This is a genomic window from Enterobacter cloacae complex sp. SHL021, assembly GCF_049237765.1.
Lineage (GTDB): Bacteria > Pseudomonadota > Gammaproteobacteria > Enterobacterales > Enterobacteriaceae > Enterobacter > Enterobacter cloacae.
The window spans coordinates 22,725-36,164 of the sequence record NZ_JBMKJG010000012.1 but is presented as its reverse complement, the minus strand read 5'-3'; the positions used below and the strand labels follow the sequence as shown (position 1 = coordinate 36,164).

General features: G+C 48.0%; 15 protein-coding genes. 11 read left to right on the top strand and 4 right to left on the bottom strand.

Translation table 11 applies throughout. The annotated features are described in order from the left end of the window. Positions 1-11: 11 nt before the first annotated feature. From ACOTZF_RS13625 to pagP, 9 genes are all read left to right on the top strand, one after another. Complete coding sequence (locus ACOTZF_RS13625; RefSeq protein WP_058651394.1) at positions 12-860, top strand: dihydrodipicolinate synthase family protein; 849 nt, start codon at positions 12-14, stop codon at positions 858-860. A 232-nt stretch (positions 861-1,092) separates the two neighbouring features. Continuing rightward, on the top strand, positions 1,093-1,818 hold the full coding sequence (locus ACOTZF_RS13620) for a winged helix-turn-helix domain-containing protein (RefSeq protein WP_058651395.1): 726 nt from the start codon (positions 1,093-1,095) through the stop codon (positions 1,816-1,818). Beyond that, positions 1,781-2,281, top strand: coding sequence for a hypothetical protein (locus tag ACOTZF_RS13615; RefSeq protein ID WP_241692341.1), 501 nt, complete (start codon positions 1,781-1,783; stop codon positions 2,279-2,281). Before ACOTZF_RS13620 ends, ACOTZF_RS13615 begins: the two co-directional genes overlap by 38 nt. Positions 2,282-2,721: 440 nt before the next feature. Then, positions 2,722-3,399 (top strand): winged helix-turn-helix domain-containing protein, encoded by a 678-nt coding sequence (locus ACOTZF_RS13610; protein WP_029882949.1) that lies wholly within the window; start codon positions 2,722-2,724, stop codon positions 3,397-3,399. A gap of 120 nt (positions 3,400-3,519) precedes the next feature. Continuing rightward, positions 3,520-4,959, top strand: coding sequence for a basic amino acid/polyamine antiporter (locus tag ACOTZF_RS13605; protein WP_038420667.1), 1,440 nt, complete (start codon positions 3,520-3,522; stop codon positions 4,957-4,959). A 21-nt stretch (positions 4,960-4,980) separates the two neighbouring features. Continuing rightward, a complete protein-coding gene (locus ACOTZF_RS13600) occupies positions 4,981-6,243 on the top strand; it encodes an arginine deiminase (RefSeq protein WP_045293622.1) in 1,263 nt (420 codons plus the stop codon). A gap of 9 nt (positions 6,244-6,252) precedes the next feature. Further along, entirely contained in the window at positions 6,253-6,723 is a 471-nt protein-coding gene (locus tag ACOTZF_RS13595) for a glycine zipper 2TM domain-containing protein (protein ID WP_062935493.1), read from the top strand. Between the two features lie 126 nt (positions 6,724-6,849). Continuing rightward, positions 6,850-7,227 (top strand): zinc metalloprotease HtpX family protein, encoded by a 378-nt coding sequence (locus tag ACOTZF_RS13590; protein WP_047023550.1) that lies wholly within the window; start codon positions 6,850-6,852, stop codon positions 7,225-7,227. 155 nt (positions 7,228-7,382) lie between these two features. Beyond that, on the top strand, positions 7,383-8,024 hold the full coding sequence (gene pagP / locus ACOTZF_RS13585; RefSeq protein WP_129251577.1) for a lipid IV(A) palmitoyltransferase PagP: 642 nt from the start codon (positions 7,383-7,385) through the stop codon (positions 8,022-8,024). A gap of 171 nt (positions 8,025-8,195) precedes the next feature. On the opposite strand, the gene ACOTZF_RS13580 is transcribed toward pagP, so the two are convergent. Continuing rightward, complete coding sequence (locus ACOTZF_RS13580) at positions 8,196-8,741, bottom strand: YfaZ family outer membrane protein (protein ID WP_013098838.1); 546 nt, start codon at positions 8,739-8,741, stop codon at positions 8,196-8,198. A 247-nt stretch (positions 8,742-8,988) separates the two neighbouring features. On the opposite strand from ACOTZF_RS13580, the gene ACOTZF_RS13575 reads away from it, so the two are divergent. Together ACOTZF_RS13575 and ACOTZF_RS13570 are read left to right on the top strand one after the other, a co-directional pair. Next, the gene (locus ACOTZF_RS13575; RefSeq protein ID WP_023622126.1) at positions 8,989-9,246 is read left to right on the top strand and encodes a hypothetical protein; all 258 of its coding nucleotides are present in this window, start codon (positions 8,989-8,991) and stop codon (positions 9,244-9,246) included. A 414-nt stretch (positions 9,247-9,660) separates the two neighbouring features. Beyond that, entirely contained in the window at positions 9,661-11,109 is a 1,449-nt protein-coding gene (locus ACOTZF_RS13570) for an alpha/beta hydrolase (protein ID WP_062935496.1), read from the top strand. A 139-nt stretch (positions 11,110-11,248) separates the two neighbouring features. On the opposite strand, the gene lsrG is transcribed toward ACOTZF_RS13570, so the two are convergent. Genes lsrG through lsrB form a run of 3 tightly spaced genes read right to left on the bottom strand, consistent with a single transcriptional unit; the run spans position 11,249 to position 13,439 of the window. Next, entirely contained in the window at positions 11,249-11,542 is a 294-nt protein-coding gene (gene lsrG / locus ACOTZF_RS13565) for a (4S)-4-hydroxy-5-phosphonooxypentane-2,3-dione isomerase (RefSeq protein WP_013098845.1), read from the bottom strand. Beyond that, positions 11,539-12,426, bottom strand: a complete 888-nt coding sequence (gene lsrF / locus ACOTZF_RS13560; RefSeq protein WP_029883832.1) for a 3-hydroxy-5-phosphonooxypentane-2,4-dione thiolase — start codon at positions 12,424-12,426, stop codon at positions 11,539-11,541. Before lsrF ends, lsrG begins: the two co-directional genes overlap by 4 nt. An 11-nt stretch (positions 12,427-12,437) precedes the next feature. Continuing rightward, a complete protein-coding gene (gene lsrB / locus ACOTZF_RS13555; RefSeq protein WP_020689399.1) occupies positions 12,438-13,439 on the bottom strand; it encodes an autoinducer 2 ABC transporter substrate-binding protein LsrB in 1,002 nt (333 codons plus the stop codon). Position 13,440: the final 1 nt, after the last annotated feature.

The window sequence follows — 13,440 nt, the reverse complement described above, 5'->3', positions numbered from 1 at the left end:
GAGGATAAAAAATGTTTCGTGGAGTCAGCGCATTTCCGTTAACGCCCCTGAAAAACGGCACGTTTGATGAGCAGGCCTTTACGCATCTGCTCTCTCCTGTGGTTGAGGCAGGCGTGGATTCACTGGGCATTCTTGGCTCGACCGGGAGCTATGCCTATCTGACCGTTGAAGAGCGTGCCCGGGTGACACGCTGTGCGGTGGAACATGCCGGTAACATACCGGTTATCGTCAGCATCGGCGCAATGCGGCTGGACGATATTCAGCGTCTGGCTGACGACGCGCAAACGGCCGGAGTCTCCGGCGTGCTGATGGCACCCGTGTCGTACCAGCGATTAACGGATGAGGAAGTATTCAAGCTCTATGAAACGGTGACCCGCCAGCTCTCCGTACCGCTGTGCATTTACGATAACCCTGCCACGACCGGTTTTGCGTTTAGCGATGAATTGCTGTTTGCCGTCGCGTCTCTGCAAAATGTGGGCTCCATCAAGCTTGGCCGCGTGCCGGAGGACCTGTCGCAGGTACGTGCCCGGCTTCCTGATACGGTCACACTGGGTATCGCCGGTGACTGGCGGGCAGCCTCAGCCTTGCAGGCCGGGTTTGACGTCTGGTATTCGGTTCTCGCGGGGTTGTTCCCAAAAGCGGCGCTGGCGATAGCGCGTTCGGGGAAAAGTACAGAGTCAGAACGGTTAGAGCCGCTATGGGATCTGTTCCGTCGTTACGGTAGCGTAAGGGTCATCGCGGCAGCGGCGGAAATGAGGGGAAAAGTGGCAACACCCGGCTTGCCGTTCCCGTTGCAGGCAATTCAGGGAGAGCCGCGCGAGGCGCTTTCAGCGATCCTTGCGGAATTGGAACTGGCCTGAAAAACGCCGGGTGGCGCTGCGCTTACCCGGCCACACCGCATCATTCATAAAGTAATTATTCTCAGGGATGGTTGAGAAAGCAACGTCCCCACCCTCGCAGTTTGTCCCTCTGTCTACGTGTAATTATCCCGGTAAAAATACGTCTTCTCGACTCTTAATAGAAATCAGAAGATTGAATAATAGTAGCGCTAAAATTATAATGCTTAGATTCATTTGCGAGGACGTTTAAGCTATGCAGTACCTACTTGACGGGATAGTGCATTATAATGATGAATCGCGCATTTTAACCGATAATAAACGCGAAGTTGAGCTTTCACTGGCGACGTCGCGATTATTAAATGCACTTATTGACGCCAATAATTCTCAGGTCAGCCGTACTGAACTCCTTGAAAAAGTCTGGGAAGAACATGGTCTGGTTGCTTCTGATAACAACCTGAACCGAAACATATCTCTGTTGCGAAAAGCATTTCTTGAATTCTCGCTTGAAGACAAAATCGAAACAATACCAAAGCAAGGATTTGTACTGCACTGTCAGTGTACTCGTGTTAGTACTACACGTAGTAGCACGTACGAAAAATTTAAAAAAATCTGTTCCTCGCACAAAGGTTTTTACATTAGCACAATAGCATTAACCGTTTTAATGGTGAGCACCATCACTGCCTTTTATTTGTACCATTTAAACGATAGCTCTATGCATAAATATAAGTCAGTCGGATTATGCGATGTCTATACTGACGAAAATGGCGTCAAACAAGAGAATATTGACTCATTTTTTAATACAAATTTAGGGCAAAGAATCGCATTAAAATGCCAGCAATATCCCAAAAATATCTATTTTGATGACAACAGAGCGCCTTTAAAAAGCAAGGTGTACTCAACTCACATTGCCCTGTGTGGCAAACAAAATACAGGGAAAGGACATGAATGCGAAAACTTCGTCAATATTAACAACAATTAATATTGTTTTATGCCTGTTGATGCTTCCCTTGCTTGCAATGGGAATATACAAGCTTGTTGGTGTTTATGATTACCTACAGATGAACTGTATGTCGACGGTACATATCAACTATGAAGATTCAAAAAATGTCCAGCAAGGGATTAATGGAAATATCAAAATTGTTTTCCACATTACCAACGATGGTCTCGTCACGGTCAGCGAATACGGCACGTTGAACTATTATGGTAAAGAGTTCCTTGTCGATCGTACAGGAAACATGACCATCGACACAGACGTGCAAAACGGATTCCACAAAGTCACAAAAGGTAAATTTCTTGCTAATCCGCAGGATAATGCACCTTCTTTGCTGATTGAAAAACTCACCACCAGCCAACCTGTCCTGCACTATAAGATCCAGAAGCTTGACCCCAAAACCTGGAGAATAAGCGATTTGCAGCGTGCCATATTTATTTGCCGAAAATGAGTTTATTGACGCAAGCACATGGCTCATTGTGCTAATGTTATGAATGCAAGACAGATGTATAGATTGTTAAATCAAGAAATAAAACTCGCACTTAACTTTTAACAAAAACCCAACCAGAAAGCAATTGGAGCAACCATACGTTCATCTAAACAAACACCCTACCTGCCAAAAAAAGCAGAACAAAAACCTTATTAAAGGTGATTCTTCTTGATTAAATTCTACTTCCTCTGCTTTTCTCATACTCTTCCCTTCACTTCTTTTATTCTGCATTTTTTTATTTTGTATTTCTAATATCCTTCATAAAAGAATTGTTTGAATTTATTTCAAAAGTATTATTTAGCCAACTTTTTGGTGACGATGCTTTTATCTTAAAGCATAGAAATCCATTTCATAAAATGTCATTAACCCTAACAGGCGAAGCAACAAAGTGAGAGGAAGATATGCGCGTGTTAATATTAGATCCTAACATTATAAACCAGCATTATTTGAAAACCCAAATTGAAGAAGCAGGTATTTTAACTGATGTATCTTCGAGTATTGAGGAAGTGGAAATGTTTATGTTTTCAAATAAAGCTGAACTCCTGATTATGGCATCTGAAACGCTTTCCACTGCTGAGTTACAGGCGATTCGTAAGTGGCGACGCGAAGGGCGCACTATCCGCATCATGATCCTTAACAGCAGCAACAATATTGAACATAAGGTGAAAGCGTTTGAAAGCGGCGCTGACGATTATGTTGTCAAGTCTAGTCATATTGAAGAGATTATCATCAGAATTTGGGTTTTAGTACGCCGGAATTATCTCACCCCTTCCAGCCGTATTACTGCAGGTAATTTAGAGCTCGATTTAAACAGTAAAGTACTCTTCATCAACAAGCAAAAAATTCGACTGACCCGTTTTGAATTTGAAATTATGAAGCTACTGGTGAAGAACAAAGGCAAGGCGCTGAGCAAACGTAAAATCATGAAACATCTCTACCACGACTGGATGGGTAAAGAAAACAATACCGTCGAGGTGCTTATTGGTCGTCTGAGAAAGAAACTGGCGCCCTACAACAGCGGGCAAATCAGAAATCAAAGAGAAGAGGGTTATTATTACGATCTAAACGGTGCGATCTGAGTTACACCCAGCCCCTGTGCAGCCTTGATGGCATAAAAATTAACTTCATTTAAGTACGGTATATTTAACGCTTTTAAACTCACACTTCATCAATCACAGCTTCATTGTTAAGAAAATTATATGAACAAATCTACGACCAATACGCTATCGCTTTGGTCTTTAACGACGCTTGTCGTCGGAGCGATGATCGGAGCGGGTATATTTTCATTACCTGCTGCATTCGGACGAGCAACCGGTGGGCTTGGTGCAATTATTGCCTGGGTGATTGCCGGTGGCGGTATGCTGATGCTGGCATTTGTATTCCAGAACCTTGCGCAAAGAAAGCCTGAACTCAATGCGGGCGTCTTTAGCTACGCTAAAGCCGGTTTCGGCGAATATCCGGGCTTCATTTCGGCACTCGGTTTCTGGGCGGGTACATGTATCGGCAACGTATCCTATTTTATTTTAATTAAATCAACATTAGGCGCTTTTTTCCCTGCATTTGGCGAAGGTAATACGCTGCTGGCAATCGCTGTCTCATCAGTTGTTTTATGGTCTTTTCATCTCCTGGTATTGCGGGGTATTAAAGAAGCGGCCTTTATCAATACCCTGGCCACCTGTGCCAAGATCATCCCTATTTTTGTATTTATCGCCATTCTGATAATGGCATTCAAAAAAGAGATGTTTATGCTTAATTTCTGGGGCGGGGCCGCCGGAGAGCCACCTCTCTTCAGATCAATCTTTTCCCAGGTCAGAAGCACCATGTTGGTGACCGTATTCGTATTCCTTGGAATCGAAGGGGCAAGTATTTACTCGCGTTATGCAACTAACCGGAAAGACGTTGGCCTGGCGACCGTATTCGGCTTCATCGGGGTGCTGTGCTTACTGATGTTAGTCACCATGCTTTCTTATGGCGTTATGCCCCAGGCCGAGCTGGGAGCCTTACGGCAACCCTCAATGGCCGGTGTTCTCGAAAGCATAGTGGGACGCTGGGGCATGATTTTCATCAGCGTGGGGTTAATTATCTCTGTCCTCGGAGCCTATCTTTCCTGGTCATTGCTCGCCGCTGAGGTTATTTATTCCGCGGCGTTGAAAAAGAGCATGCCTGCCGTTTTTGCACGCGAGAATCGCTGGCGCGTTCCCTCATCAGCCGTATGGTTGACGAATATCTCGATACAGCTGTTCTTAATTATCACTTTTTTCAGCGATTACGCATTCCTGTTAGCCCTTGAGCTAACCAGCGCGATGACGCTTATCCCCTATCTTCTGGTTGCCGCGTATAGCCTGAAGCTGGTTATTACACGAGAAACCTACGAACAGTGCACAAAGGGATATTATAAAGACCTGGTGATCTCTGTCATTGCCACTGCCTATGCCTCGTTGATGATTTATGCCGGCGGATTAACGTATGTGCTGCTATCCGCCGTTATTTATGCGCCTGGCACACTGCTTTATTACATTGCTAAGCGTGAGCAAAACAAAAAAATATTCTCTGGTACGGAACGAATATTATTTACCGCCATCGTGCTCGCGGCTTTGGCCTGTATTTATGGAATTATAAACGGAAATATTACCATTTAATTACTCTCTTAAGGAGACACTATGCAAGATATACCACTGGGTGTTCACTCCGAGGTCGGCCAGTTACGCAAAGTGATGGTGTGCGCCCCTGGGTTAGCACATAGCCGTCTTACGCCGGGCAATTGCGACCGACTGTTATTTGATGATGTCATGTGGGTAGAGCGTGCCCGTCAGGATCATCTCGATTTTATTAACAAAATGCGCGGATGCGGTGTTGACGTTGTTGAGATGCATGATCTGCTCTCCGAAACGCTGGCTAACCGTCAGGCACGCAACTGGCTCATCGAACAGCAGATTACTGCTGATGAAATCCCGTTGGGTTTGCTTAATGAAACACGCTCGTTCCTGGATTCGTTACCCGCAGATCGGCTGGCTGAGTTTATGATCGGCGGACTTTCAACCTATGATTTGCTGAACAGACACAGGGGCGATAAAGAAGAACTTGAACTCGTCGGAAGAGCGACAGGGCTGCGTGAATATTTGCTCCCGCCGTTGCCGAATACGCTTTATACGCGAGATACCACCAGCTGGATTTATAACGGGGTTACGCTTAATCCCCTTTACTGGCAGGCTCGTCGTGAAGAAACGTTACTGACCACTGCTATCTATAAGTTCCATCCGGACTTCACCCGTCAGACGATCAATACATGGTGGGGAGATCCAACGCGTTATCACGGATCCGCCACCCTTGAAGGCGGCGATGTTATGCCTATTGGCAACAAGACCGTTTTAATCGGTATGAGCGAACGAACGTCCTATCAGGCCATTGCCCAGCTTGCATCTGCCCTGTTTTCGAACCCGTTTAGCCATGTCGAGCGCGTTATTATTGCCGCGATGCCGAAGCTCAGAGCGGCGATGCACCTGGATACCGTATTCACCTTTTGTGACAGAGATTTAGTGACGCTTTATCCCGCCATTGTTGATCAAATCGAAGTCTTTTCACTGATTAAGGACGACTCCCCAGGCGGAATGCGTCTGGAGCATTATTCAGAGCCGTTAACAGAGGTGGTAGCCAGGGCACTCAATTTACGCTCGCTCAGGGTCGTTGAAACCGAAGGCAATGTCTACGACACCGAGCGTCAGCAATGGGATAGCGGAAATAACGTGGTCGCCATGTCTCCAGGTGTCGTTATCGCCTATGACCGCAATACCAAAACAAACGACCGTTTGCGTAAAGAAGGCGTTGAGGTCATTGAAATTGTTGGGAGTGAATTAGGGCGTGGACGCGGTGGCGGCCACTGTATGACATGTCCATTAATTCGTGATGCCGTTGATTACTCATAAGGAAGAGAGATGTTTACACGTTCTGTTTTAATGTTGGCCGGTTTGCTGGCATTGGCTGGCTGTACTGAAAAACCCGTTGGTTCTGCCCATCATGCAAGTGCTGCGCTTTCCGGTCAGGTGATGGCACTGTCGCACGGCACAATCACAGGGGTGAGATACATCACAACCCAAAACGACACCGGAAGCAGCGCTGCCGGTACAGTCGGGGGCGCGTTGATTGGCGGTGCTGCCGGTAATGCTATTGGTGGCGGAAGCGGCCGTCTGCTGGCGACGGCTGGCGGTACCGTTGCTGGCGCGATGGCAGGACAGTCGATACAACGAGGAATGGCGCGACATAATGCGGCTGAACTCTTTATTCGTCCTGATAACGGGCAAGAGTTCGTCACCGTGCAGCCTGCCCGTGAAGGTGAATTTGTCGTAGGGCAACGTGTAAATATTACCTCGCATCGCGGTCAGGTAACGATCTCTCCAGCTCAATAACACGCTTTATCATATCTGCCACACCAGGATGATTGTCCTTTTCATTAAGGATGAAAATTTTTTGTGGCAGGTTTTTATCTTTTATTCATTCCATGTGACCATTTATATCCTTAAGAGGGCATCATTGTGACGACTCATCTATTACAATTTTGGAATATGGCAGCCACCCTGTTTTCTATATTCTTTTTTATTGCGTATCTGTTTGTTATTTTCCAGATCGTTACTGATTTATTCCGTGACAATACACTCAACGGCTTCTTTAAATCGCTCTGGATAATGCTGTTACTTTTCATCCCGCTGATCACCTCTATTTTTTATCTCATTCTGAGAGGTAAGGGAATGGCCAAAAGACAACGTGCTTACAGACTGGATGCGAATGCCGCAGCACAATATAGTCTTTGTAAATCACCAGCGGAACAAATATCAGACGCCAAAAAACTATTAGACCAGGACGTTATTAGCCAGGAGGAGTTCGAACTCCTTAAAAAGAAAGCCATAAATTAAATCACAATGACTAAGGATGGCGTAATATCCAACCTTAGTCATTTCGTTTTAGAAAATCAGTCATCTCTGGCGCTATTAACAATTCGTCTCATGTTTTGTTAATGCGCTGGCCTATTTATTATTTTTAATTACTTTTATCCACTGGAGTGTTCGCAATGAAAAGCACTACCCCCTGGCAGCCCTGTAAGGAAAAAATCGACTTTATCGGCGGCTTTTATCATTTATTTTTGTTGATTTGCTCTGTTTTACTCTGGAGCGGGTTACTTCTTTTTGCCACACGTGCCTATGGCCAGACTCATGCTGATGAAAATGCAGCAAGCTGGGGCAGCAGGATTGTTTCCGATATTACGCAAACCTGGACAGATTATGATAGCCACGATATTTATCTTCCTTTTATCAGCTGGCATAACCGGTTCATGTACGATAAAGAAAAGACCGATCGCTATAACGAAATGCCCTGGGGTGCAGGAGTGGGGGTTTCTCGTCATCACAGCAATGGCAACTGGAGTGCACTGTATGGAATGGTGTTTAAAGACTCACATAATGAGTGGCAACCGGTCACCGGCTATGCATGGGAGAAAGGATGGCATCCAGGCCAACAAAAAGATTTCAGGTTGGGATTAGGGGTGACCGCCGGGATAACGGCGCGTAAAGATATGGGCAACTACATTCCCTTACCGATTATATTCCCGCTTTTTTCAGTGAGTTATAAAAATGTGAACATCCAGTTCACCTATATTCCTGGCACCTATAATAACGGAAACGTACTCTTCGGGTGGTTACGTTACAACCTGTAGCAGGGCTCAGCCCTGCATTACACTCTCGGTCTTTTTACTATCAGCGCAGGAAAGGAAATGTTTTAAGAGAAGAAGGAAGAAGAGTCTCTGGATAAAAAGGAGGGTAAAGAAAAATGACTGGATTATATGCAACGACTCACCGCGAGCGTAGGGCTCGCGGTGAGTGTTTGTTTAGAATTGAAGCGCGGCGCCCAGGTAAGCACCATCAAGCAGCGTATGATTAGGCGTACCGGATTTACCATGAACGCTAATATGACGGTAACCCGCTTTGAGTTTCACCTCATCTCGTACCTGCCAGGCCAACCCTGCATCAACTTCAACATAGTTTTCGACGGCATTGTTCAGGCCACGTGGCGCGGTATAACCTTCACCATAGGCATACACCTCATCGCTGAAATGGACACGAACCCCGCCACCAATCGGTGCCGCAAATCCATTATCACCTTTCTTAGGCGCCATATAGATGGCCTTGGCACCTGCGTATAGATCGGCTTTACCCAGAGACACCTGATAACCCAGGCCGACACCGCCAGAATTACGGCCATCATTATAATTGTTAGCCCAGTTTGCAGTATAAAAAATACCGGTCGGCTCTGGCGCAATCAGTGCATTTAACTCCGTATGTTGTGTACCTAACTGAGCGCCAATTTCAGCGGCGTTAGCACCAACAGAAAGAGTTGAAAGAATTGCCACTACTGTGAGTGTTTTTTTAAACATTTGTTATCACCTAATCTACATTAAAAAAAAGAAGTCAGAACCTTAAACAAGCTCTGTCTGGTGGCTTATTTTAGGGGGCGATGTTATATGAAGTTCAAACAAACAAGAGATCCTCACTCACCATACTCTCATTCATTAATCATCGAGGTGACAGCTGCGTACGCTATAAAATGACGTGTGTTTAAGTTCCATCTATCTTTTCGCACTAGAATGCCTCTTTATTTTCACCGAAACCAGTGAGGAAACCATGTTCCCGGAAGAAAATATCAGACGGCCCAAAAAACCAAACTTTATCCGTTATCTTTTTCTGTTCAACCTTTTATTGCTGCCCCTTTTCATGATTGTGGCACGCCTGGTCTGGGGACAGGATTTCTTTTCTGTTTCCCCCAATGGCGCTTTGTTCTGGCCGGGTGCTGTCTCGCACGTTTTGTTGCTGGGCGGGGTTTGGTTGTTTTTAGATGTTCTGTTTATGATTTGGTTTTACCTTACCAACAAAAAAAACTGAGGAGCAACGCTTATGCTGCTATTTATTTCATGGCTTTTTGCATTAGTTGGCAGTTAATTACTGCTGTTACAGATCAATTCAGTAAGCATTATCATGCCTCTCTTATATTTATCTATGGGGATAATGTATTTATATCAAAAGAATAAAATAAGAAATATGTTATGGCTGGATGCAAACTTAAAAAAAACACGCATCCTCAACCTCAAGGTTCTGTTTGTGGCAGCGCTTAGTATTATGTTATCTATCGTCGCGCATATCAATTTCGCCATTAACTCCTTGCTGATCATGCAATGGTTAAAAGCATAGTTTATGCGATGTCCATATCTTTATTCTGTGCCCCCATCATCAACCACGCTGCGCTTTAAAACCTAAATACAGCAGATATCAGGTTGAATATCTATGTTTAGAGGATTTATGCGCAAGAAAAGTATTAGAGTGTTGAAGCGTTGTATTTTTATCCTTTTGGGCTTCACGCTTTGTGCAATGACAGGCCTGTTTTATTGGGTACAGCGTAGCGGCGAACTCCAGCCCTGGCACACTTTTGTCCCTAATGAATTACGCGAACACGAGATCGATCGGGCCGACTGGGATGACTATATCAATGCTGAAAACACCCTCTTTATGGAGGTGCATAACAATGTCGTTATGAAGCAAACCGATCAGGATACAACGAGTTTAAATCGTTATAACCCGTCAAGCCCGGTATTTCCGGACACCCTTCCCACAGACTGGAATCGATCCTACATCATGCGCCCACAGGCGGAACCGAGAGGGGCTGTCGTGTTACTGCACGGACTTACGGACTCCCCTTACAGCCTGCAGCATATTGCCCGGCTCTATCAAAAAGAAGGGTTTGTCGCCATCGGGATCCGTCTACCTGCCCATGGTACCGTACCCGGGGCATTAACGGATGTAAAATGGCAGGACTGGCTGGCAGCAACGCGTCTTGCGGTGCGCGAGGCAACAAAAATGACCCATGCGGATGCGCCGCTGCATATTGTTGGTTTTTCCAATGGTGGGGCGCTGGCCATGAAATATGCCATCGATGCCCTTGATGATGAGAGCCTGAAGAAGCCACAACAAATTGTCCTGATTTCTCCCATGATAGGCATAAGCCGCTTTGCTCGGTTTTCGGGAATGGCCGAATGGACAGCCTTTCTCCCGGCCTTTTCTCGTGCGGCCTGGTTAGGTCTGGTACCAGAATTTAATCCTTTTAAATATAACTCTTTTCCCGTGAATGGTGCGCGGCAGGCTTATCTTCTGACTGAAACATTGAAACGGGATCTTACGCGGCGCAAGTCATCGGCTGGCTGGAAAGATCTTCCTCATGTGCTTACGTTTCAGTCCGTTCTTGATTCCACAGTCAGTACCCGGGCAGTGCTGGACGTGCTCCATCACAATCTACCGGATAACGGTAGCGAACTGGTGTTGTTTGATATTAATCGTGCGGTCAATTTTCGTGCACTGTTTCGCCACTCTTCGGATCGCGCGCTATCACACTTACTGGCAACACCACAGCGTACTTACACGACGACTATCGTCAAAAACGCCTCTTCAGAGAGTATGAACATGGTCGCTTCGACACACTTAGCGCACTCAACAACAGCAGACGTGCAGCCCCTTAATGTGCGCTATCCGAGAGATGTTTTTTCACTCTCTCATGTCGCCCTCCCGTTTCCTGTCCATGACTCCTTATATGGAAGTGAACCCTATGAACCAAATCACTATGGTCTGAGTCTGGGTGTTTTACGCGTCAGAGGGGAGCGAGCGGTACTGCTGGCAGATATGGACTCCTTAATGCGTATCACCTCGAATCCGTTCTATCCCTATCTGATTGAAAGGATTGCTGGCGTCATAAGATAAAGGAAGAGGCGTTTTTTAACGTCAGCTCATCGTTGGGGATAGATGAAATAAAAGACAACCGGCGCCAGAGTATAACATCCGTTATTCTTCGCCTCTTTCACCACTATCCCCATTGAATCGCTGGCTGCCGGTTAATTTGTCACTCCGGCAGCAGCCCCACAAAACTGCGTTTTTTGCGCGGCTCCGACATCAGCTCTTCGAGTTTATCCACGCAGGCCAGGTAGTGCGGCGTTTTTTTATGCGCCAGCACCGCCTCTTCGTCTTTATAGGCCTCGTAGATAAAGAACCGGGTTTTCACCCGGGGGTCCTGCAACACGTCAAAACGCAGGTTTCCCGGCTCCTGAATCGCGCCCTCGTGGTTGGCGCGAAACACCTCCAGAAACTCGTCCACCCGCTCGGGTTTGATGTTGATCTCCACTAACGTCACGTTCATTTCGCTTCTCCCTGTTTCTCTTCCTGCCAGAACTGGAACGCCTCCCGGGCGCTCATGTTCTCGTGAACCACTTTCTTCACCGCCTTCAGCATGGCGAGCGGCGCGCTGGACTGGAAGATGTTGCGCCCCATGTCCACGCCGGAGGCTCCCTGGTCAATCGCGCGCCAGCACATCTCCAGTGCCTCGTGCTCCGGCAGCTTTTTCCCCCCGGCGATGACGATCGGCACCGGGCAGCTGGCGGTCACTTTTTCGAATCCTTCATCCACATAGTAGGTTTTGACAAACTGCGCCCCCATTTCGGCGGCAATACGGCTGGCGAGCGAGAAGTACCGCGCATCGCGCGCCATCTCCTTGCCGACGCCCGTCACCGCCAGCACGGGCATCCCGTAGCGTGCCCCCGCATCCACCAGCTTGATGATGTTGTTGATCGACTGATGCTCGAATTCACTGCCAATGTACACCTGCGCCGCCACCGCACAGACGTTCAGGCGCAGCGCGTCTTCCATTGCCACTGCCACGCACTCGTTCGACAGCTCGCCCAGAATTGAGTTACCGCCGGAGGCGCGCAGGACCACCGGTTTATTGGTGGCGGCCGGTACGGTGCTGCGCAAAATACCGCGGGTACACATCAACACGTCGGTTTCGGCGAACAGCGGCGCGATAGAGAGATCGATACGCTCAAGACCGGTGGTCGGCCCCTGGAAGTAACCGTGGTCAAAGGCCAGCATCACCGTGCGGTTGCTTTTTGGGTTGAAGATGCGCGAAAGCCGGGACTGCATGCCCCAGTCCAGCGAGCCACAGCCCTTCAGGGTGAACGGTACATTTTGCTGCGGTGTACCGATGCCAAAATCCTTACCGTCTTTGATGTCGTCTAAATCAGCCATTTGCTCCCCCGTCAGAAATCGTATTTGTTGATGTTCTCTTTGGTGAACACCACGCGCTCTGGCAGCAGCACGATGCCGTTGCCTTTTGCTTCATACTGGTAGCCCTGGACGCTGTTCGGCTCGACCTTCAGCGTACCGATATCTTTTACCTCCACGCTGTCGCCGACGTTAAGATCGCCTTTTTTCAACAAACGATCGGCGACATTGACCGCAATTTTGCCCTGTTGCACCACATCCCACAGGCCGAAGGCTTTAACCGTGCCGCGCTCCACGTACGGACGCATGACGTTAGGCGTACTGAATCCGACAATCGCCACCCCTTCCCGCTTCAGGTTTTCCGCCGCCTGCGCCGCGGCAGGCAGAGCGTTGGCATCCGGGGCGATGATCGCATCCAGATCCGGGTACGCTTTTAAGATCCCTTCGGCGGTTTGCAGGGATTTGGTGGCGTCGTTATAGCCAAACTGGGTGGTCACAATCTGCCACTGGGGATGATCTTTTTCGATTTTGGCCTTCGCCTCTTTCACCCACTGGTTCTGGTCGGTGACGGTCGGGCTGGAGTAGAAGAACGCCACTTTGGCATTCGGTTTTGTCACCTGCTTCCCGGCCATCTCCACCAGCAGGCCACCGAGCTGCTCCGGGGTACCCTGGTTAATGTAAATGCTGCGGCACTCCGGTTTGGTGTCGGAATCCCAGGTCAGCACTTTGACGCCGCGCTGCATGGCGCGCTTCAGCGCCGGGCAGAGGCCATCCGGCGACACGGCGGAGACGATAATGGCGTTATAGCCCTGGTTGACGAAATTATTGATGAGCTGCACCTGGCCGGAGACGCTCGGCTCGGTGGGGCCGTCGTAGGTGACGTCCACGCCGAGGTCTTTCCCCGCCTCTTTCGCGCCATTGCCGCCGCTGGTGAAGAAGCCCACCCCCACCAGCTTCGGGATAAAGGCGATGCGGTCCGCCGCCTGCGCCGAGGCGAAGCTGAGGGCCATTGCCAGGACTATCAGTTTTGTTTTCATC

Bases quoted from the DNA above. Each gene is read 5' to 3' on its own strand.
- ACOTZF_RS13625 (WP_058651394.1), top strand. From the start codon at position 12: ATGTTTCGTGGAGTCAGCGCATTTCCGTTAACGCCCCTGAAAAACGGC.
- ACOTZF_RS13620 (WP_058651395.1), top strand. From the start codon at position 1,093: ATGCAGTACCTACTTGACGGGATAGTGCATTATAATGATGAATCGCGC.
- ACOTZF_RS13615 (WP_241692341.1), top strand. From the start codon at position 1,781: ATGAATGCGAAAACTTCGTCAATATTAACAACAATTAATATTGTTTTA.
- ACOTZF_RS13610 (WP_029882949.1), top strand. From the start codon at position 2,722: ATGCGCGTGTTAATATTAGATCCTAACATTATAAACCAGCATTATTTG.
- ACOTZF_RS13605 (WP_038420667.1), top strand. From the start codon at position 3,520: ATGAACAAATCTACGACCAATACGCTATCGCTTTGGTCTTTAACGACG.
- ACOTZF_RS13600 (WP_045293622.1), top strand. From the start codon at position 4,981: ATGCAAGATATACCACTGGGTGTTCACTCCGAGGTCGGCCAGTTACGC.
- ACOTZF_RS13595 (WP_062935493.1), top strand. From the start codon at position 6,253: ATGTTTACACGTTCTGTTTTAATGTTGGCCGGTTTGCTGGCATTGGCT.
- pagP (WP_129251577.1), top strand. From the start codon at position 7,383: ATGAAAAGCACTACCCCCTGGCAGCCCTGTAAGGAAAAAATCGACTTT.
- ACOTZF_RS13580 (WP_013098838.1), bottom strand. From the start codon at position 8,741: ATGTTTAAAAAAACACTCACAGTAGTGGCAATTCTTTCAACTCTTTCT.
- ACOTZF_RS13575 (WP_023622126.1), top strand. From the start codon at position 8,989: ATGTTCCCGGAAGAAAATATCAGACGGCCCAAAAAACCAAACTTTATC.
- ACOTZF_RS13570 (WP_062935496.1), top strand. From the start codon at position 9,661: ATGCGCAAGAAAAGTATTAGAGTGTTGAAGCGTTGTATTTTTATCCTT.
- lsrG (WP_013098845.1), bottom strand. From the start codon at position 11,542: ATGAACGTGACGTTAGTGGAGATCAACATCAAACCCGAGCGGGTGGAC.
- lsrF (WP_029883832.1), bottom strand. From the start codon at position 12,426: ATGGCTGATTTAGACGACATCAAAGACGGTAAGGATTTTGGCATCGGT.
- lsrB (WP_020689399.1), bottom strand. From the start codon at position 13,439: ATGAAAACAAAACTGATAGTCCTGGCAATGGCCCTCAGCTTCGCCTCG.